At 72.3% G+C, this 20,104-nt stretch carries 17 protein-coding genes; 11 read left to right on the forward strand and 6 right to left on the reverse strand.

Annotation, left to right across the window (positions count from 1 at the left end; all coding sequences use genetic code 11):
• Positions 1-38: 38 nt before the first annotated feature.
• A complete protein-coding gene (locus OG595_RS05720; RefSeq protein WP_329268492.1) occupies positions 39-1,037 on the forward strand; it encodes a DUF3048 domain-containing protein in 999 nt (332 codons plus the stop codon).
• Between the two features lie 217 nt (positions 1,038-1,254).
• Here OG595_RS05720 and OG595_RS05725 read toward each other — a convergent pair whose 3' ends face one another.
• Together OG595_RS05725 and OG595_RS05730 are read right to left on the reverse strand one after the other, a co-directional pair.
• On the reverse strand, positions 1,255-2,040 hold the full coding sequence (locus OG595_RS05725; protein WP_329268494.1) for an IclR family transcriptional regulator: 786 nt from the start codon (positions 2,038-2,040) through the stop codon (positions 1,255-1,257).
• 111 nt (positions 2,041-2,151) lie between these two features.
• Entirely contained in the window at positions 2,152-2,616 is a 465-nt protein-coding gene (locus OG595_RS05730) for a MarR family winged helix-turn-helix transcriptional regulator (protein WP_329268495.1), read from the reverse strand.
• A 220-nt stretch (positions 2,617-2,836) separates the two neighbouring features.
• Here OG595_RS05730 and pcaH point away from each other — a divergent pair, with 220 nt between their 5' ends.
• The 5 genes from pcaH to OG595_RS05755 all read left to right on the forward strand — a co-directional run bounded on the left by pcaH (position 2,837) and on the right by OG595_RS05755 (position 7,535).
• Complete coding sequence (gene pcaH, locus OG595_RS05735; RefSeq protein ID WP_329268496.1) at positions 2,837-3,610, forward strand: protocatechuate 3,4-dioxygenase subunit beta; 774 nt, start codon at positions 2,837-2,839, stop codon at positions 3,608-3,610.
• Complete coding sequence (pcaG, locus tag OG595_RS05740; RefSeq protein WP_329268498.1) at positions 3,610-4,182, forward strand: protocatechuate 3,4-dioxygenase subunit alpha; 573 nt, start codon at positions 3,610-3,612, stop codon at positions 4,180-4,182. The genes pcaH and pcaG overlap by 1 nt, the downstream gene beginning before the upstream one ends.
• Positions 4,179-5,540 (forward strand): 3-carboxy-cis,cis-muconate cycloisomerase, encoded by a 1,362-nt coding sequence (gene pcaB / locus OG595_RS05745; RefSeq protein WP_329268506.1) that lies wholly within the window; start codon positions 4,179-4,181, stop codon positions 5,538-5,540. The genes pcaG and pcaB overlap by 4 nt, the downstream gene beginning before the upstream one ends.
• Positions 5,537-6,679 carry a bifunctional 3-oxoadipate enol-lactonase/4-carboxymuconolactone decarboxylase PcaDC gene (pcaDC, locus tag OG595_RS05750; protein WP_329268508.1) on the forward strand — a complete coding sequence of 381 codons (1,143 nt, stop codon included), beginning with the start codon at positions 5,537-5,539 and terminating at the stop codon, positions 6,677-6,679. The genes pcaB and pcaDC overlap by 4 nt, the downstream gene beginning before the upstream one ends.
• A gap of 64 nt (positions 6,680-6,743) precedes the next feature.
• Positions 6,744-7,535, forward strand: coding sequence for an SDR family NAD(P)-dependent oxidoreductase (locus OG595_RS05755; RefSeq protein WP_329268510.1), 792 nt, complete (start codon positions 6,744-6,746; stop codon positions 7,533-7,535).
• Positions 7,536-7,559: 24 nt separating this feature from the next.
• On the opposite strand, the gene OG595_RS05760 is transcribed toward OG595_RS05755, so the two are convergent.
• On the reverse strand, positions 7,560-10,241 hold the full coding sequence (locus OG595_RS05760; protein ID WP_329268513.1) for an ATP-binding protein: 2,682 nt from the start codon (positions 10,239-10,241) through the stop codon (positions 7,560-7,562).
• A gap of 726 nt (positions 10,242-10,967) precedes the next feature.
• On the opposite strand from OG595_RS05760, the gene OG595_RS05765 reads away from it, so the two are divergent.
• Positions 10,968-11,978 (forward strand): DUF2510 domain-containing protein, encoded by a 1,011-nt coding sequence (locus OG595_RS05765; protein ID WP_329268515.1) that lies wholly within the window; start codon positions 10,968-10,970, stop codon positions 11,976-11,978.
• Between the two features lie 165 nt (positions 11,979-12,143).
• On the opposite strand, the gene OG595_RS05770 is transcribed toward OG595_RS05765, so the two are convergent.
• On the reverse strand, positions 12,144-12,755 hold the full coding sequence (locus OG595_RS05770; protein ID WP_329268518.1) for a TetR/AcrR family transcriptional regulator: 612 nt from the start codon (positions 12,753-12,755) through the stop codon (positions 12,144-12,146).
• Between the two features lie 267 nt (positions 12,756-13,022).
• On the opposite strand from OG595_RS05770, the gene OG595_RS05775 reads away from it, so the two are divergent.
• Positions 13,023-13,832, forward strand: a complete 810-nt coding sequence (locus OG595_RS05775; RefSeq protein ID WP_329268521.1) for a phosphatase PAP2 family protein — start codon at positions 13,023-13,025, stop codon at positions 13,830-13,832.
• Positions 13,829-14,857 (forward strand): hypothetical protein, encoded by a 1,029-nt coding sequence (locus OG595_RS05780; protein ID WP_329268523.1) that lies wholly within the window; start codon positions 13,829-13,831, stop codon positions 14,855-14,857. Before OG595_RS05775 ends, OG595_RS05780 begins: the two co-directional genes overlap by 4 nt.
• Positions 14,858-14,949: 92 nt before the next feature.
• Here the strand turns inward: OG595_RS05780 and OG595_RS05785 are convergent, their stop codons facing one another.
• Positions 14,950-15,852 (reverse strand): phospholipid scramblase-related protein, encoded by a 903-nt coding sequence (locus OG595_RS05785; RefSeq protein ID WP_329268525.1) that lies wholly within the window; start codon positions 15,850-15,852, stop codon positions 14,950-14,952.
• Positions 15,853-15,928: 76 nt separating this feature from the next.
• Positions 15,929-17,983: a phosphocholine-specific phospholipase C gene (locus OG595_RS05790; RefSeq protein ID WP_329268528.1), complete on the reverse strand. Its 2,055-nt coding sequence runs from the start codon at positions 17,981-17,983 to the stop codon at positions 15,929-15,931.
• 438 nt (positions 17,984-18,421) lie between these two features.
• Here OG595_RS05790 and modA point away from each other — a divergent pair, with 438 nt between their 5' ends.
• Together modA and modB are read left to right on the forward strand one after the other, a co-directional pair.
• Entirely contained in the window at positions 18,422-19,246 is an 825-nt protein-coding gene (modA, locus tag OG595_RS05795; protein ID WP_329268531.1) for a molybdate ABC transporter substrate-binding protein, read from the forward strand.
• Positions 19,243-20,100 carry a molybdate ABC transporter permease subunit gene (modB, locus tag OG595_RS05800; protein WP_329268534.1) on the forward strand — a complete coding sequence of 286 codons (858 nt, stop codon included), beginning with the start codon at positions 19,243-19,245 and terminating at the stop codon, positions 20,098-20,100. The genes modA and modB overlap by 4 nt, the downstream gene beginning before the upstream one ends.
• Positions 20,101-20,104: the final 4 nt, after the last annotated feature.

A 20,104-nucleotide genomic window follows, 5' to 3' on the forward strand; every position in this document is an offset into this window, starting at 1 on the left:
TAGATACGGACTTGGTGGCGACGGTGGGCATGCGACAGATGGCGCGAACGGCACGGACGCTGCGGCGCGGAACAGCTACGGCGGCGCTGGTGGCCGCCACCGTGACGGCCTCCCTGATGGCCGGCTGCACGACGGACGGCCGCCCCTCCGACGACGGGCGCGGACAGACCCACAGCCGCAGCCAGGAGCCCGACCAGCGCGAATCACCGGATCCGGAGAGCGCCGGCCCGGTCCTCGCCGTGAAGATCGACAACGTCCGCGCGGCCCGCCCCCAGACGGGCCTGGACGCGGCGGACATCGTGTACGCCGAGCAGGTCGAGGGCGGTCTGAGCCGGCTGATGGCGGTGTACGCGACCCGGCTGCCGCAGGCTGTCGGGCCGGTGCGCAGCGCACGTGAGTCCGACCTGGAACTGCTGCGCCAGTTCGACGAGCCGACGCTCGCCTTCTCCGGGGCCCAGAGCAAGCTGCTGCCGCTGATCGACCGGGCACCGCTGACCGCCGTACCCCCGGAGTCGGCGGCCTCCGGCGCCTACTACCGGAGCGCGGACAAGGCGGCGCCGCACAACCTGTACCTGCGGCCGCGGCGGCTGATCGGCACCGCGCCGGGAGCGGACGCGCTGACGACCGGCTTCCGTTACGGTGCCCCTCCCGAGGGCGGAACCCCCGCGAAGTCGCGCACCGTCCGCTTCCCGTCGGCGCGCTTCACGTTCACCTGGTCCGCGGACCGGCACGGCTGGCTGGTGTCGATGGACGGCACCCCGACCGCCGCGACCGACGGCAGGCAGGTCGCGGCCACGACGGTCGTCGTGCAGTACGTGAAGGTGCGCGGGTCACGGTTCCACGACGTCCTCGGCAACAACTCGCCGTACACCCGGTCCGTGGGCTCGGGCCGGGCCCAAGTGCTGCGCGACGGGCGGGCGTTCGACGTGGAGTGGCGGCGCGGGTCGGCCGCGGAGGGGACGGACTTCACGGCGGCCGACGGTACGCCGGTGAACTTCGCCAAGGGGCAGGTGTGGGTGGTGTTCGCGAAGGCGTGACGGGCACGGCCTGACGCCGATGCGCGGCACGGACCCCGGGATGTCTCCCCCGATGGGCGTACCCGCGTGGGCCCGGAAGGCGCCGAGTACGGCACCCCCGCCCCCACGGCGCACGCGGGGCAGCGGCACCCGCGGCGCCACCGCTCGGGCACGAAGCGCGAAGCGCGACCAGCCGCACGGGGCCCGGGGCGGCCGTACCGCGCACCCGGCGGAGCGCCTACGCCTCGAACGGCAGCCCCGCCCGGGCCAGTTTCCCCGCCGCCCCGCGCAGCGCCGCCGCGAACCGTGTCACCCGCTCCGGCGTGAACCGCGTACTCGGACCGCCAAAGGACAGCGCGGCCAGCACGGCCCCGCTCCTCCCCCGGACCGGCACCGCCACCGCCGACAGCCCCTCCTCGCGCTCGCCGTGGCTCACGGCGTAGCCGTGGTCGCGGGCCTCGCCGATCCAGGTCCGCAGGGTGGCCAGATGTGCGGCCCCGTACGGGGAGGCCTCCGCGACCCTGAGCAGCAGCCCGTCCGGGGCGTCCAGCAGCAGCGCCTTGGCGACGCCGCCCGCCCACAGCGGGAGCTCGTCGCCGACCCGCACGACCTGGCGCAGTGCCTGCGGGCCCTCTTCCTGGGCGATGCAGACGCGGTGGATGTCCCGGCGCACATACAGGTGCACCGTCTCCTTGTGCTCGGCGGCGAGGTCGCGCAGCAGCGCCTGTGCCTCGGCCGGAAGGCGCCAGGCCTGTTCGGCGAGCCGGGACCAGCGCAGCAGCGCGGGGCCGGCGAGGTAACGGCCGTGCTCGTCGACCCAGAGCAGTCCGTTGAGCCGCAGGGTCTGGAGCAGTCGCAGCACGGTGGTCTTCGGCAGCCCGGAGGCGGTGACGATCTCACGGAGGGACAGCGCGGGCCGGACCTCGTCGAAGAGTCCGAGGACGTCGATGGCCCGCTGGACGGTACGCATCCCCGCGGGTTCGGGCTCGCCTCCGGCCCCTGCCCCGGCTGCTCCGGCTGCCATTCCTGTTCCTCCTCGGCTCCGGACCGCCCCATGGCCCGTGCGGCGGTCCCGCCCCCGCACGGTATCCGCTGCCGGTCCGCTGAGCGGACCCGGCCTGTCGCGGAAGTGCGCTCAGCGCGGGGAGGTGAGGGGTTCCGCCGGGTTGCGCAGCCCCTCCGCGGCGTCGGCGACGCGCTGGATGAGGTCGAGGAAGACGGCCTGTTCACCGGCGGAGAGGGGGGCCAGGAAGACCTGGTTCATCCGGGCCGTCCGCACGGTCAGTTTTCGGTGCGCGCGCACTCCGTCGTCCGTGGGGCGCAGCAGGGAGCGGCGGCCGTCCTCCGGGTCGCGCACCTTGTCGATGAGGTCGCGGCGGCCGAGCCTGCTGACGACCTCGGCGACCGTGGACCGGTCGAGGCCCACCCGCTCGCCGACCGTGCGCTGGTCCAGGCCCGGTTCGGCGACCAGCGCGTTCAGGACCGCGAACTGCGGCGAGGTGATCTCCTCGGAGACCATCGCGTTCCACAGCAGGTAGTGCGCCTGCTGGAGTCGCCGGGCGAGGTGCCCGGGGTGGGTGGAGAGGTCCACCGCGGCCATGTCCGCTCCTGGGGTCGTCTGCTTCAGAGAGCATGATTTCGTTGGTGTACTGACGATACAGCCCGACGTCCACTATGTCTCCCACCGCGCTACATGGTCTCCACCTGCCGATTTACCGGAACTCTTGACGACGAGACCGGCGAGTGACAGCGTGAGGGAAACCTTGCTGAAATACTCAGTGCCCTGAGTAATTAGGCTCGGAAGAGACTAGGAACTCCTCATGGCTCTCACCCAGTCGGACATCGACGTCGAGGTCGGCGACCTCCAGGACGCCTACGACAAGGCGGTCGCCGAAGGCGCCCCCGTACAGAACCATCCGCCGCGCGACTACGCCCCGTACCGCAGTTCGGTGCTGCGGTACCCGAAACAGCCGCTGGTCGCGGTGAGCGGCGGGGACCCGGAGACGGTCGAGCTGTCGGGGCCGGTGTTCGGGGTCACCGACATCACCGACATCGACAGCGACCTCACGATCCAGCACCGGGGCGAGCCGCTCGGCGAGCGCATCACCGTCTCCGGACGGCTCCTCGACCGGGGCGGGCGGCCCGTGCGCGGCCAACTGATCGAGCTGTGGCAGGCCAACGCCTCCGGCCGGTACGCCCATCTGCGGGACCAGCACCCGGCACCGCTCGACCCCAACTTCTCCGGAGTGGGACGGGTCCTGACGGACGATCAGGGACGGTACCGGTTCACCACGATCAAGCCGGGCGCGTACCCGTGGCGCAACCACACCAACGCCTGGCGGCCCGCGCACATCCACTTCTCCGTCTTCGGCACGGCGTTCACCCAGCGGCTCGTGACGCAGATGTACTTCCCGAACGACCCGCTGTTCCGCTACGACCCGATCCTGCGCTCGGTGACCGACGAGGCCGCCCGGAGCCGTCTGGTCGCCGAGTACAACCACGACCTGTCCCAGCCCGAGTTCTCGCTCGGCTACGAGTGGGACATCGTCCTCGACGGTCCCTCCGCCACCTGGATCGAAGAAGGCCGCGACTGATGAGCGTCTCACCCGGCAAACTCCTCCCCACCCCGTCCCACACCGTCGGCCCCTTCTACGGCTACGCCCTCCCCTTCCCCGAGGGCGAGCAGGTCGCGCCCAAGGGCCACCCGGACACGATCACCCTCCACGGGTACGTCCTGGACGGCGCGGGCGATCCGATACCCGACGCCCTGCTGGAGTTCTGGCAGGCGGCGCCCGACGGCTCCGTCACCGGCGCCCCCGGCTCACTGCGCCGCGACCCGGTGACGGGCGGCCACCTGGGCCGCAACGGCACCGACTTCACCGGTTTCGGGCGGGTCGCCACCGACGCCGCCGGGCACTACGCGCTGTACACGCTGCCACCGGGCAACGCCGGTCTGCCCTACATCAGCGTGTGCGTGTTCGCGCGCGGTCTGCTGCACCACCTGTACACACGGGCGTATCTGGCGGACGGCGCCGATCCGCTCCTCGACTCCCTGCCGGTCGAACGGCGCGCCACGCTGGTCGCCGCCGAGGGCGAGCGGCGCACGTACCGTTTCGACATCCGCCTTCAGGGCGAGGGCGAAACGGTCTTCCTGGAGTTCGAGTGACACCACCTGGCGATGCCGAGTCCGACGCCGACACCGGTCTGCTCTCCCCCGGACGGGCCGGTTCCCCGGCGGCCTCCGCGACGAGCGACACCGCGTACCTGCGGGCACTGCTCGACGCGGAGGCCGCGCTGACCCGCGCCCAGGCCGGTCTGGGACTGGCGCCACGGGAAGCGGCCACGGCGGTCGACACAGCGGTCGGCGAGGCCTCCGCCTTCGACGTGCGGTCGATCGCGCTGCGCGCCCGGGCCGGCGGCAACCCGGTGATCCCGCTGGTCGCGGACCTGACGGCGGCGGTCGGCGCGGAGTACGGGCCCTACGTCCACCGGGGTGCGACCAGCCAGGACATCCTGGACACGGCGACGATGCAGGTCGCCGCCCGCACCCTGGACCTGGTCCTGACGGACCTCGACCGCGTGGCGCGGGCCCTCGCCCGCACGGCCGCCGACCACCGCGACACCGCGATGCCGGGCCGCACGCTCACCCAGCACGCCGTACCGACGACCTTCGGCCTGAAGGCGGCGGGCTGGCGCTTTCTGGTCCTCGACGCCCGGGACCGTCTGACGGCCGTACGCCACAGTCTCCCCGTCCAACTCGGTGGCGCCGCAGGCACCTTGGCCGCGTTCACCGTGTTCGGCCCGACCGGGGACACTGTCGACACACAGGCCCTGGTCGCCGCCTACGCCCGTGAACTCGGCCTGGCCGAGCCGGTGTTGCCCTGGCACACCCTGCGCACCCCGGTCGCGGATCTGGCCGGGGCGCTCGCCTTCACCACCGGGGCCCTCGGGAAGACCGCCGCCGATGTGCTGACGCTGGCCCGTACCGAGATCGCCGAGGTGTCCGAGGGCAGCGGCGGGGGTTCGTCGGCGATGCCCCACAAGGCGAATCCCGTACGGTCGACCCTGATCGCCGCCGCGGCCCGGCGCGCACCGCAGCTCGCGGCCACCCTGTACGGCGCGCTGGTCGCCGAGGACGAACGGCCGGCCGGCGCCTGGCACGCCGAGTGGGAGCCGCTCAGGGAGCTGCTGAGGCTGACCGGCGGCGCCGCCCGGGACGCCGTCGAGCTGACCGAGGGGTTGCGCGTCCACGCGGACACCATGCGCCAACACCTGGGCCTCACCCACGGGTTGATCGTCTCCGAGCGGCTGGCCGCGGAACTCGCGCCGGTACTGGGCCGGGCTCGCGCGAAGGCCCTGCTCACCGAAGTGGCCGCCCGCACCTACACCGAGGGCCGACCGCTCGCCGAACTCCTTTCCGAGGAGCCGGAGTTGAAAGGCCTGCCCCTCGACGACCTGACCGACCCCGCCCGTTACACCGGCTCCGCCGGAGCCCTCACCGACCGCGCCCTGGAGCGACCGTGACCGACAAGCTGCTGCACCACCGCGTCGAGGGTTCCGCCACCGCTCCCCCGCTGCTGCTCGGGCCCTCGCTCGGGACCTCGTACGCCCTGTGGGACAAGGTGGCGCCCGAGCTGTCCGTCACCCGCCGGGTGGTCCGCTGGGACCTGCCCGGGCACGGGGGTTCGGCGCCCGGCCTGATCGGGCTCGGGGCCACCGTCGGCGATCTGGCCGCACTGGTGCTGGCGCTCGCCGACTCGCTCGGGATCGGCCGATTCGCCTACGCGGGCGTGTCGTTGGGCGGCGCGGTGGGTCTGCATCTGGCCGTCCACCACCCGGAGCGGGTGTCGTCGCTCGCCGTTCTCTGCTCCTCGGCCCACTTCAACGGCAGCAAGCCCTGGGAGGAGCGGGCCGCGCTGGTGCGGAGCGAGGGGCTGGCCGGGCTGGCGGAGAGCGCCGACGCACGCTGGTTCACACCCGGGTTCACCGTGCCGGAGCTGGTCACGGACCACCGGAACGTCGATCCGGACGCGTATGCCGCCTGCTGCGACGCGCTGGGCGCCTTCGACCTGCGTGACCGGCTGGCCGGGATCGGCGTGCCCACGCTGCTCGTCGCCGGGCGGCAGGACCCGGCGACTCCCCCGGCCCATCTGCGGGAGATCGCGGACGCCGTGCCGGGTGCCACACTCGTCGAAATTCCGGGTGCCTCGCATCTGGCGGTCGCGCAGTGCCCGGAGGCCGTACTGGCCGCGCTGCGCCCGCACTTCGGGGCAGCGCCCCGACGGGGCATGGAGGTGCGCCGGCAGGTGCTCGGCGACACGCACGTGGACCGGGCGCAGGCACGGCAGACGCCCTTCACGGCCCGCTTCCAGGACTTCATCTCGCGCTACGCGTGGGGCGAGATCTGGACCGACCCGACACTCACCCGGCGCGAGCGCAGCATGATCACGCTCACCGCCCTGGTCGCCCACGGTCACTACGACGAGCTGGCGATGCACGTCCGTGCCGCGCGCCGCAACGGGCTCACCCCCGAGGAGATCGGCGCGGTGCTGCTCCAGACGGCCGTGTACTGCGGGGTCCCGGCGGCCAACTCGGCGTTCGCGGCGGCACAGCGCGTGCTGGCGGAGGAGGACGCCGTGGAGGAGGACCGTACGGAAGGGTGACCCTGCCGGTCGTAGTCCCAGCAGCACCTCGTACATGTCTGCCTCCCGTGCCTACGGTGGAGCCATGTCCACTGTTCTGATCACCGGCGCCACCTCGGGGCTCGGCCGGTACGTCGCCTTCGAGCTGGTCCGTTCCGGTCACACCGTGCTCGCCCACGGGCGCGACCCCGGCCGTACCGAGCGGCTCGTCACCGAGCTGCGGGCCGAGGGCGCGGCCGAGGGGTTCGTCGCGGACCTGGCCTCACTGGCCGCCGTACGGCAGCTGGGCGCCGAGGTCTCGGCCGCGTACCCGGGGCTCGACGTGCTCGTCAACAACGCGGGCGTCGGGGCCGGTCCGCGTGGTTCTGGACGTGAACTGAGCGCCGACGGGCACGAGTTGCGGCTCGCGGTGAACTACCTCGCGCCGGTCGTTCTCAGCCGTGCCCTGGTGCCGGCGCTGCGCGCGGGCGCGCCCTCGCGGATCGTGAACGTCGGCTCGGCCGGTCAGGCGCCCCTCGACTTCGCCGATCCCGAACTCACCCGCGGCTACAGCGGGACCACGGCGTACGTCCGCAGCAAGTTCGCGCTCGCCGCCCACACCTTCACGCTCGCCGAGGAGTTGGCGGCCTGGGACATCTCCGTCAACGTGCTGCACCCGGCCACCTACATGGACACCACGATGGTCCGCGAGGCCGGTGTCGCCCCCTGGTCGAGCGTCGCCGACGGTGCGGCGGGCGTTCTCGCGCTGGTGACCCGGGAGACGGGCAGCGGGCGCTACTTCGACGGTACGAGCCCGGCGCGGGCGCACGAGGAGGCGTACGACGAGGACGTGCGAGAGCGCCTGGCGAAGGTCACGGAGCAGCTGCTCCGGGTCTGACCCACGTGCCGGGCGCCCCGGCTGTCAGCGCAGCCCCCGTCCCGTGTCCAGCACCTCCCGCGCCTTGGCGACCAGGCCGTCGGCGCCGCACGACTTGGCCAGAGTCAGACCGCGTTGGATCTCGGCGACCGAGCGGGCGGCGATGCCGTACTCGACGCGGGCCGCGGCGTGTTCGTACTGGCAGGGTGACGCCTCCAGATAGGCGACCGCCTGGGCGGCCAGGCGTACCGCCCGCTGGCCGGTCTCCAGGGCCGCCGCGCAGCGCAGGGCCTCGCCGATGGCGGTGTCCGTGCCGAAGCGTTCGGCGTGCCGACGGGCGTCGGAGGCCAGTGTGGCGGCGCGGAGCGGGTCATCCGTCGCCAGGGCCCGGGCGAGGTCGACGGCCCAGGTGGCGACCACCGGGTTGTGGAAGCCCCGTCCGGTCGCCGCCTTCTCCGCGGCCTCCAGTTCGTTGATGCCCTCCTTGGTCCGGCCGACGGCGAGGAGCAGCCTGCCGCGTACGGCGCGGGGTTCGGGCAGCACGATGGTCGACGGGTAGGGCGGGGCGAAGCCGTACTGCTCGGCGACGGTCCACGCCTCCTGGACATGGCCGCGGGCGAGCAGGGTGTCGACGAGGTTGCAGGTCGCCGACCAGTACAGGGGCAGACCGCGCCCGACGCGTTCGGCGAGGCGCAGGGACTCCCGCAGGGAGGTCTCGGCCTCTCTGAGGCGGCCCCGCCTGCGGTGCCCGAGACCGACGTACGCGTGGGCGAGGGAGAGGTGGCCGCCGCTCCAGCCCGCCGTCTCGTAGGCGCGCAGCGCTTCCGTGTAGAGGGCCTCGGCACGGTCGAGGCGGTCGGCGTAGGCGTACGAGCAGGCCAGCATCAGCAGCAGCTCGATGCCCCACTCGGGGTCGGTCCAGCCGAGTCCGGGGGCGAGGCGGCCGTTGACGAGGGCACGGTCGCACATCTCCACGACCTCCTCGGCGTTCTCGCCGTGGGCCATGGCGTCGAAGCCACGCAGCATGAGCAGCGCGCGCTCGGAGTTGTCCCGGCCGGTACAGGGACGGGCCAGTTCGGCGAGGCGCTCGGAGCGGCCCGGCGCGGGCGCGTCGCCGCCATGGAGGCACTCCAGCATGAACTGCGCGCCCTGCAACCGCATGCGGGCGGGGCCGGGCTGGTGCCGGGCGGCCTCCTCCTCGACCGTGCGGACCGCTTCTTCCATCTGGTCGTTGTGCAGCAGGGCCTGGGAGAGGCGGACGATCGCGTCGACACGCAGGTCGCCCTCGAGGCCGGGCAGCGCGAGCGCGGTCTGGAGGTGTCCGATGGTGGTGGCGGGCGCGGTGAGGAGGGTGACGCAGCCCAGTTCGTAGAGCACCTGCGCATGGCTCTCGGGCCGGGGCGGTTCCAGCAGGGCGCGCTCCAGACAGCGGCGGGCCGCGTCCGGGGCGCCGACCGCCTGGTGCTCACGGGCGGCCTCGCGGAGCTGGTCGACGAGTTCCTCGTCGTCGTCCGGATACACGTGGAGCAGGTGGTGGGAGGCCGCGGCGGCGCCGCGCCCGGACTCGGTGACGACCTGGGCGGCGATGCCGTGCATGGCGGTGCGCATGCCGTCCGGGATGGAGTCGTAGACGGCGGTGGCGATCAGCGGGTGGACGAACTCCAGCTCGCTGCCCGCGCCTTGGCCGGCCGTCGGCTGCGGTTCGGTGAGGATGCGGGCGGTGCACAGGAGGTTGGCGCAGCGGTAGGCCTCGTTGTGGCTGAGGGTGGCCAGCCGGGCCACGAGGTCGACGGAGATGCCCGTACCGAGAATGGCCGCCGCCCAGGCGAAGCGGGTGGCCTCGACGCCCAGGTCCTCCAGTCGGGCGACGAGACCGCCGCCGCGTGCCGCGTTGTTGAGTTCGCGCAGCCGTCCGCAGGACGCCTCGACCGGGGCCAGTCCGGCGTCCTGCACCTTGGCGAGGAGTTCGACGGTCTCGTACGGGTTGCCGCCGGTGACCGCCCACACCTCGCGGCAGAACGGGGGATCGGCGTGCGGGCCGAGGGTGGTGCGGGTGAGGCCGGCGGCGGCTGCCGGGGTCAGGGCGTCGAGCGTGGCGACGGGGCCGGCCGCTTCGGCGATCTGCTCCAGGTGGACGGCACGGCCGTCGGTGGCCTCGCCGGGCCTGCGGGCGACCACGACGAGGACGGACAGGTCGTCGAGCCGCTCGGCGAACGCGGCCAGCCAGCGCAGACTCTCCTGGTCGGCCCAGTGCGCGTCGTCGATGAGCAGGACGAGCGGCCAGTCGCGCTTGGCGAGCCGCCGTACGGCCGCGACCAGGCCGTCGCACACGCCCTGAGGGTCGGCCAGGCGGTCGCCGGGCTCCGTGATGCCGAGGGCGGGACCGGCGATGTCGTACCAGTCGCCGAGGTATTCGCGGGCCTCCTCCGGCATGAGCGAGAGGAGCGCGGGCTGCAGCAGTTGGCGCACGACGTTGAAGGGGACGGACTTGAGGGTCTCGCCGCCGCGCACCGACCACACCGTGCAGTTGCGCCGCTCGGCGATACGCCGGGTCTCGGTCATGAGCGCGGTCTTGCCGAGGCCCGCATCGCCGGTGAAGAGCAGCAGACTGCCCGAGGAGGAGTTGTCGACACGTAAGGCGTCGATCGCCTGTTCCACGGCGGCGACTTGTGCGTCGCGCTCCCACAGGGCGGCAGAGCCGGCCGTCCCTGGCCGTTCCTCCGTCATCCCGCTACCTCCCCAAGTCGCCTGAACGACGTACAGAACTCGAGACTAGCCGTCCGGCCGCCGAAGTGGAGGCGGGTCCGCGCAGGTGTTGCCGGGACGAGTGACAGGGAGTGCGGCAGGGCGACGCGGCGGGCCCGCCGGCGGCCGTCGTGGAAGTCGCCGACGGTCAACAGCCCCTGGAACGAAGCCAGTTTTCCGTCATGGTCGGCAACATGTCCGCCCCTGTCACGCCCCTCCGGTCCGCCCTGTCCGCGCCCCCGGGAACAATCCCCAGGAGCGCGCCCCCGCACGGCTCCGACCTGCGGACCCCCGGCCGGGGCACTCCCGAGGAGCCCTGCTAGCGGGTTCGGCCGGGCTCTTCGTCGAGCGGTCCGAGTCCGGCGGCCACGGCTGTTCCGCGACGGTGATCCCGACTCCGTTTCCTCGCACCGGAGGGTGGCAGCGCGGCCGGGGCGATGGTGAAAACGCATACGCCACCCGCACTGGCGTTCTCCTTCCCGCCGGCGGGCGCCGCCGTGGAGGCGCCGCGCACCCCCGAGGGACTGCGGCTGCCGCCGACGGCGGCGGAGACTGACGTGCCGGAGGTGCCGGTGCGGCCGTCGACAGAGGGGGCCCGACCTCTCGTATCCCGCTATCTCGGCATCTCGGCCCGCCTTTCTGCGCCTTTCCCGGCGGAAAGGGGACTCCTCTCATCCGCCTTTCACCCGGGCCTCATACGGTGGGGGCATGACGCAGGAGACTCCTCCCGGCTGGTATCCCGACCCCGGGCAGACAAGTGACGGCCCCGCCACCGAGCGCTGGTGGGACGGTAGAACATGGACGGAACAGACCCGTCCCGAAGGCTCGGCCGCCGCCTGGGGTCCACCGGTGATCGCCGCCGGCGGGGCCTACCCGGCGTATCCCGACCATTCGCCGCCGGGCGGCGGGCGCGGACTGCGTACGGGCACAGCCGTCGCGGTGGCGATCGCCGTCCTCGCCGGCATAGGCGGCGGCGTGTACGCGCTGACCAAGGACGACGGGGGCGGCGGCAGCAACGTGGGCTCGCAGGTGCCGGGCGGCCAGGGCGGTCCCGGCGGGCAGGGCGGCACCGACGGACAGAGCGGCGGCCAGGGCGGTCCGGGCGGTGGCACCGGCGGCGGGCCCGGTGGCGGCTCAGGCGGTCAGACACCGGACCCGCAGCAGTCGGAGCCCTCCGAGAGCCCGAAGATCGACAGTGGTTCCGTGCCCGACCCGACCAACGGGATCAGCATTCCGATCCCGGACGGCTGGTACGGCCAGTCGATCACCGTGGGCGGGCAGGTGAGCTCGGACAGCACGTACAAGTGCCCGGGCGACACGACGAAGACCTGCACCAAGGGCGGGGCGTACTCGGCGCCCGCGCTGGCACTGGGCACGGCGGGCAGCACGGCCGAGGCGGTCGCCAAGGCGGACATCGCGGCGAACGCCGAGGACTCCTACGGCGGTACGACGTACGGGAAGATCACCTCGCACGACGTACTGGCCTCCAAGGCGGTGACGGTGGCCGGGCAGAAGGGCTATCTGGTCCGCTGGAAGGCGATCACGAGCAAGGGCGTCGACGGCATCGTCGAGTCGCTGGCCTTCCCCGCGCCGTCGAACCCCCGGCAGATGGTCGTCGTCCGCTTCGGCGTCGACGCCGACCAGAAGGAGTCGGTGATCGACGAGATCACCGCGGGGATCAAGGTCTCCACGGCCGGCGGGAGCGGGCAGAACGTGTGATCCGCCGATCCGCACCCCGGGCCCGTACAGGTGGATCGGCCGGGTGGGGCGCCTCTCCGCTCAAGAGGAACCCCACCCGGCCGGGGGGTGCGCGCCGCCCCCGTCCCCACGGGTCGGCGCGGACAGGTCACCGTCCGGTTCGAGCCACGGACGGCGGCCTGCGTCTCAGGTGATGCCGAGTGCGGGCAGCACCGCGGCCTCGACGAATCCGACGAGGTACTCCGGGTCGGCGTACCGCCCCTCCAGGACCGGGCGGGCCCGCAGGACGCCCATCATCTGCGCCGGCACGTACTCCAGCGCCGGATGGCCGGCGGGGATCTCGCCCCGCTCCACCGCGCGGCGGATCATCTCGCGGAACGCGGCCAGCTCCGGTTCGACGATCGCGTCGCGCAGTGCCTCCTGGAGCTCCGGGTCCTGCATGGCGGCATGGCCGAGGGCCTGCAGCAGCTGGGTGTCGTGCCCCGACGCCTCGCCGATCGCCCGCGCCGCCGCCCGCAGGTCCCCGGCGAGGGACCCGGTGTCGACGGCGAAGCGGGCATGTCTGGTGGAGCGCAGCGCGGCGGCCACGAACTGCGGCTTCGTCTTCCACTGCCGGTAGAGCGTCGACTTGCTGCACCGCGCGCTGGCGGCGACGCCCTCCATGGTCAGCGCGTCGTATCCGGACTCACGGATCTGGACGAGCACGGCGTCGAAGTACTCCTGCTCACGCTCCGGCGTGATCCTGGAGCGGCGCGAGGCGACGACCGGTTCCGGTCCCTCCGCGGCCTGCGACGTCATGACTGCTCTCCCTGCTTCCGTGGTTCCGGCAGTTCGGGTGGTGCGAGTGGTTCCGGTGGTCGTTGCTGTCGGGCTGCTCTGTGGCTTATTCCCGATTCCAGTGTGGTGTAAGTCCATCGATACGCCAGTGTACCGGTACGGATTCGTTTCGGTACACTCTCGTATCGGTACACCAACGTATCGATGAGACGAGCGCCCGTACAGACGAGTTCCCGCCCATCACGCACCACGTGCGCACACGCGCCACCTCAGCGAAAGGGCCGGGGGATGAAAGCCAGCACCGAGTCCGCCAAGGCGGAACCCGCCGGTATACGACGGCCGCCGCTCGTCCGTGAACTCCTGCTGGTGGCAGGGCTGTTCCTCGTCTACAAACTCGGCCGACAGCTGGCGACCGGGCACACCGCGGAGGCCTTCCGGAACGCGCGTCACGTCTGGGACTGGGAGCGGGCACTGCACCTCCCCGGCGAGGGCGCCGTCCAGTCGGCGCTCCTGCACAGCGACACCGCGGTCCACTTCGCGAACACCTACTACGCGACCGTGCACTTCCCGGCCACCGTCGCCTTCCTGGTCTGGCTCTACCTGCGGCGCCCCGCCCACTACGTCTGGGCCCGCCGGATCCTCGCCGCGGTCACCGGGGCGGCCCTGGTGATCCATCTCACCTTCCCGCTGGCGCCGCCGCGGCTGCTCGGCGAGGCGGGCCTCATCGACACCGGCCAGGTGTTCGGGCCGACCGTCTACGGTGCCTCGCCCGAGGCCGACACCCTGTCCAACCAGTTCGCGGCCATGCCGTCGCTGCACTTCGGCTGGGCCCTGATGGTGGCGGTCGGCCTGATCGTCGCGACCCGCTCCCGCTGGCGCTGGCTGTGGCTGCTGCATCCGCTGGTGACGCTGCTGGTGATCGTCGGTACGGCGAACCACTACTGGCTCGACGCGATCGTGGCGTCGGCCCTGCTGGGCATCGCCCTCGCGGTCGTCCACGCACCCCACCGCACCGAATCGACGGCGGGCGAGGGCGGCCGGCTCGCCCCGGCCGACGAACCCGTCCTGGTGGGAGCCGGAATGGGGGCCGGACGATGAACGCCGCCACCCTGATCGCCGTCGCCCTCTCCCTCCTCTCCGCCGTCGGCTACGCCGCCGCGGCCGTCGCCCAGGAGCGGCTCGCCTCCCGCAACGCCGACGCGGGGATACGGCGGCTGCTGGCGAGCGGCGCCTGGTGGGGTTCGGTACTGCTCAACGCCGGGGGCGCGCTGCTGCACGTGGTCGCGCTCAAGTACGGGCCGCTCACGGTGGTGCAGCCGCTGGGCGCGCTCACGCTCGTCGCCGCGGTGCCGCTGGGCGCGCGGGTCGCCGGGCGCCGGGTCAGCGCGGTCGAGTGGCGCGGCACCGCGCTGACACTGCTCGGCCTGGCGGCGATCCTGGTCACGGCTTCCGGTCCGGCGCCGGACGACATCCTGAGCCTCCCGGAGGCCCTGGCGGTCGCGGGTACGACGATGGTCCTCATCGGTGTACTGGCCCGCCCCGGCGCCCGGCCCGGCCTGCGGCACGCGAGCGCTTCCGGCATGGCGTCCGGGGTGGCCTCGGCGCTCACCCAGACCGTCACGGTCGCGGCGACGGACAGTTCGGGTCCGCTGCTGAGCTGGCAGGTGATCGGGGTGGCGCTGCTGGTCGCGGCGTTCGCGGCGGGCGGCCTGATCCTGTCCCAGACCGCCTACCGGGGCGGCCTCGGCGGTCCGCTGGCCCTGGTGACCCTGGCCAACCCGGTCGCCGCGGCGGTGATCGGCCTGACGCTGCTCGGCGAGCGGCTCCAGGGCGGGGCCGCGGGCCTGCTGCTGGCGCTGGCGGGCGCGGGGCTCGCCGGGTGGGGTGTGGTGACGTTGTCACGGGCGACGCCGGAGCCGGTTCCGGTGTCCGTTCCGGTGTCTCCGGAGCGCGTCGTGATTCCGTCGGCGGCTGCGGTGGCGGCTTCGGCAGCGGCTTCGGTCCTGGCCGACGAGGAGCACCCGGTGGCGTCGGTCCTCGCGCTGGAGGCCCATTCGGCACCCGTCGAGCCGTCGTTGATGCCCCGGCAGCCGTCGGAGCCGGGGCACCTCACGTCACTGTGAACCGACCGGTCCCTGTGAACACGCCTGTGAACAGGGGCCCCGGTCGGTCACTGTGAACCGACCGGGCCTCCACGCGTCCGTGAACCGACCTGTCAGCCCAGGCCCCGTGAATCCTGCTTCAGCGCCGTGTCGACGGTCAGCGCCGTCGCCACCACGAGGCTCAGCAGGGGCTCGGGCAGCTGGTAGTGGATCTGCAGGACGTAGTTGTCCGCGGTCGTGAACATCGTCTTCGCCAGACCTTCCCAGGTCTTGGTGATGCGGGCGACCTCGTTCTCCGCGTGGTCGACGATCGCGAAGTTCCAGGCCCGCCAGTTCTCCGCCTTGATCGCGCCGACCTGCTGACCGCCCGCGTTGATCGCGAAGTTGATCTTCCCGATCATGTTCTGCTGGACGATCTCACCGACCGGCGAACCGTCCGGACGCTGCACGATCACCCGCGACTTCATGAACTTCCGGGGGCGCGTCAGCAGCAGCACCGGCTGCCCGTGGGCGTCCCGGATCTCCAGCTTGTGCGTCATGAACTGGTCGATGCTGGCGACGAAGCGCAGGATCTTCTTCAGCGCGCTCTGTCCGACCTGGACGACCGAGCCGAGTTCCCGGCCCTGCTGGTCCATGACCTTGTACTCGTTGGTCAGCTCGATCAGCTTGGCCTTCTGGTTGACCACCAGCACCGGCTCACTGAACAGCGTGCCGCCGCCCGCGCCCGCCGCGACCCCGGCCTGCTGCTGCACCTGCCGCTGCACCCGTGCGTCGCCACCGGCGGCGGGCTGCGGCGCGCCGAACCCCTTGTGGGGCTGACCCTGGGGCCGGCCGAGTCCCTGCTGCGGCGGCTGAACCGGCGCCGCCTGCGGCTGCTGGGCCTGGGGCTGCTGCGCCTGCTGCTGGTCGGTGTTGGTGTGGTCGGTCCACTGGGAACCGTCCCAGTACCGGAGCGTCCGGGGCGCTCCATGGGGATCCGGGTACCAACCTGCAGGTATGTTCGATTGCGTGGTCACCGGGGCACACTACCGTGACGTGGCTGGATGACAACCATGTCACGGTCAAGGCACCCCGGGCCCCGCTCCGCCCTTCTCAGCAGGTCGCGATCGCCGGGTCGCTCACGCCCGCCCGGCCGTTCTCCACGTGCCCGGCGAACCTGCGCAGGAACGACGCGTCGGCGTCGGAGGTGACGGTGACGTCGTACCACCGCCTGCTGGCCCCCAGGTCCACGCGGTGGCGCACGGTGGCCCCGGCCCGCACCCTGATCTTCCGCGAGTGTCCCCCGTATCCGCTGCTCAGCTTCAACTCCACCGCGCCGGAGCTCTTGTTGGTGAGGGTCAGCTCAAGGTCGTCGCCGACGTGCCGTGCGGTCACCTCGGGTCCGGCGGCGCCCTTGCCGCGGCCCTTGAAGACCCGCAGGAAGCCGTTCGGGCCGTGCACCGTCAGGTCGTGGACGTCCTTCGAGTACGCCGAGTTCCAGGTGTCGGCGACGGTCTTGCCCGCGCCTGTGGTGTACACCCACGGGCCGTCGGTGCGGTTGCCCGAGGTCACGAGGAAGGAGGCGCCGGCGTGGGTGCCGGAGGCGAAGGAGAGCGTGAGCTTTCCGGCCACCAGGTCTGCCGAACCGTCCACGTACGGGGCGTACTTGAGCGGACGGGCCGGGCGCAGGCCGCGCTCCTGCCGGGGCAGGACCGGGTTCGCGGGCGGCGTCGGGACGTAGTCGGGGTGGCGGTCCTTGTCCGGCGGCCGGTAGCCGTCGGTGTCGGGGAGGGCGACGGGCCTGGTGTCCTTGCGGGAGAAGTCGAAGGCGGCCGTCAGGTCACCGCAGACCGCGCGCCGCCAGGGCGAGATGTTGGGCTCGTGCACGCCGAAGCGGCTCTCCATGAACCGGATGACCGACGTGTGGTCGAGCGTCTCCGAGCAGACGAACCCGCCCTTGCTCCAGGGCGAGACGACCAGCATCGGCACCCGCTGGCCGAGCCCGTAGGTACCGGCCGCGTGCCTGCTGTCGCCCTTGAACAGGTCAGGGCCGACGTCGACCGTCGACTTGCCCTGTGCGGCGGACTGGGGCGGGAACGGCGGCACGAGGTGGTCGAAGAAGCCGTCGTTCTCGTCGTACGTGATGAACAGGGCCGTCCTCGCCCACACGTCGGGGTCGGAGGTGAGCGCGTCCAGGACCTGGGCGATGTACCAGGCGCCGTAGTTAGCGGGCCAGTTGGGGTGTTCGGTGAAGGCCTCGGGGGCGACGATCCAGGAGACCTGCGGCAGCTTCCCCCCTGACACGTCGGCCTTGAGCTGGTCGAAGAAGCCCTCGCCCTTGCGGGCGTCGGTGCCGGTGCGGGCCTTGTCGTAGAGGGGGTCGCCGGGCTTCGCGTCACGGTACTGGTTGAAGTAGAGGAGCGAGTTGTCGCCGTAGTTGCCCCGGTAGGCGTCCTCGATCCAGCCCCAGGAACCGGCCGCGTCGAGCCCGTCGCCGACGTCCTGGTAGATCTTCCAGGACACGCCCGCCTCTTCGAGTCGCTCCGGGTACGTCGTCCAGCTGTATCCCACCTCGTCGTTGCTGAGGACGGGGCCGCCACCCTTGCCGTCGTTGCCCGTGTAGCCCGTCCACATGTAGTAGCGGTTCGGGTCGGTCGAGCCGATGAACGAGCAGTGGTACGCGTCGCAGATGGTGAAGGCGTCGGCCAGCGCGTAGTGGAACGGGATGTCCTTGCGGTTCAGATAGGCCATGGTCGTCGACGACTTGGCCTGGATCCACTTGTCGTACTTGCCGTTGTTGAAGGCGACGTGCCCGTCGCTCCAGCCGTGCGGGAGGTCCTGGATGAAGGCCAGCCCCAGGTCGTCGGCGTCCGGACGGAAGGGCAGTACGTCCTTCGTGCCGTCCGACTGGTGCCACACCGACTTGCCGTTCACCTGGGTGACCGGGTGCGGGTCCCCGAAGCCCCGGACACCGCGCAGCGAACCGAAGTAGTGGTCGAAGGACCGGTTCTCCTGCATGAGGACGACGATGTGCTCGACGTCCTCGATCGTCCCGGTGCGGTGGTGCGCGGGGAGGGCGGCAGCGCGCTCGATGCTGCTGGAGAGCGCGGTGAACGCCGTTGTCGCGCCCGCGAGTTGGAGGAAGTGGCGCCGGTTGACTTCGGGCATGGGAGAGGGGCCTCTCGTCCTGATGACGGCAATGGGTGGAACGTGACGGAATGCGCGCGCCTGGAGTTTCCCAGGGGCACCGAACGGCACGGAAGGGTCCGATGGCATCCGCGTGAAGGTCGTCGGTACGTGAGATGTGCGGCGGACCAAGGGCGGCCCAAGAGACCCCCCGCATAGGCGGCCCTCCGACCGCGCACCGCACCCACCGCACCCACCACGCCCCGGCCCCGGCCCCGGCACGACCCCAAGCCGTACTCCTCAACCACTCCCCCGTAGAAACGCACATGCCAGCAAACTCCGCCATGATCCCGGCTCATGCGATGCGACAGCAGACCTGTCCCTCGCATCTGCGGCATTATCATCGGCGTACGCGTTCCCGTCGGGGCCGGGAGAACCCCCTTCCGGCGGGGCATCCGTGAGAGCAAAGGGAGCAGACCCGTGACGACCCGTTCCGCACGCCGGACCCGCCGGACCCTCCAGGCGGCCGGTGCGAGCGCCGCCGCGCTGCTGGCCCTGAGCGCCTGCTCCTCCTCCGACGACTCGGCGTCCTCCGGCTCCCCCGCGTCCACGTCCGCGTCGGCGAAGCCGTCCGGCACGGTGACCGTGTTCGCCGCCGCCTCCCTCAAGGAGAGCTTCACCGCGCTCGGCAAGGAGTTCGAGGAGACGAACCCGGGTACGAAGGTCACCTTCAGCTTCGGCGGCAGCGACTCCCTCGCCGCGAGCATCACCGGGGGCGCCCCGGCCGATGTGTTCGCGTCCGCCAGCCCCAAGACGATGAAGATCGTCACCGACGCGAAGGACGCCGCCGGCACCCCCGCCACCTTCGTCCGCAACCAGTTGGAGATCGCCACCCTGCCCGGCAACCCCGACAGGATCGCCTCCCTCAAGGACCTGACGAAGTCGGGCCTGAAGGTCGTCCTCTGCGACAAGGAGGTGCCGTGCGGCGCCGCCGCGCAGAAGACCCTCGACGCGAGCGGACTGAAGCTCACCCCGGTGTCGTACGAGCAGGACGTCAAGAGCGCCCTGACGAAGGTCGAGCTGAAAGAGGCCGACGCGGCCGTCGTCTACCGGACCGATGTGAAGGCGGCGGGTGACAAGGTGGAGGGCGTGGAGTTCCCCGAGTCGGCCGAGGCCGTCAACGACTACCCGATCGTCCTGCTCAAGGACGCGCCGAACGCCGACGCCGCGAAGGCGTTCATCGAGCTGGTCAGGTCGGCCGAGGGACGGCAGGTCCTGACCGGGGCCGGATTCCTCCAGCCGTGACCGGGCCCGGCAGGTCCGGTGCCGCGGCCGACACCCTGACCGGCGGGCCGCGGCCCGGACGCGTCCGGCGGCGTCGGGCAAGCGTTCCGGTTCCGCTCCTCGTCCCCGCGCTCGTCGGGCTGGTGTTCCTGCTGCTCCCGCTGCTCGCGCTGCTGGTACGCACACCGTGGCGCAGCCTGCCCGAGCAGTTGACCAGCCCCGAGGTCTGGCAGGCCCTCCGACTGTCCCTGTTCTGCGCCACCGCGGCGACGGCGGTGAGTCTGGTGCTGGGCGTGCCGCTGGCCTGGCTGCTGGCCCGCGCCGAGTTCCCGGGACGTGGTCTCGTACGGGCCCTGGTGACGCTGCCGCTGGTGCTGCCGCCGGTCGTCGGTGGTGTGGCGCTGCTCCTCGCCCTCGGACGCAACGGCGTCGTCGGACAGTGGCTGGACTCGTGGTTCGGCGTCACGCTGCCGTTCACCACGGCGGGCGTCGTGGTCGCGGAGGCGTTCGTGGCGATGCCGTTCCTGGTCATCACCGTGGAGGGCACACTGCGGGCCGCCGACCCGCGCTACGAGGAGGCCGCCATGACGCTGGGAGCCTCCCGCTTCACCGCGTTCCGCCGGGTCACGCTGCCGCTCGTCGCCCCCGGGGTGGCGGCCGGCGCGGTACTGGCCTGGGCGCGGGCGCTGGGCGAGTTCGGGGCGACGATCACCTTCGCGGGCAACTTTCCCGGCCGTACGCAGACCATGCCCCTGGCGGTCTATCTGGCGTTGCAGAGCGACCCGGCCGCCGCCATCGCCCTGAGCCTGGTCCTGCTCGCCGTCTCGATCGCGGTCCTGGCCGGGCTGCGCGACCGTTGGATGACCGCATCATGACCTC

This window comes from Streptomyces sp. NBC_01451 (assembly GCF_036227485.1).
Lineage (GTDB): Bacteria > Actinomycetota > Actinomycetes > Streptomycetales > Streptomycetaceae > Streptomyces.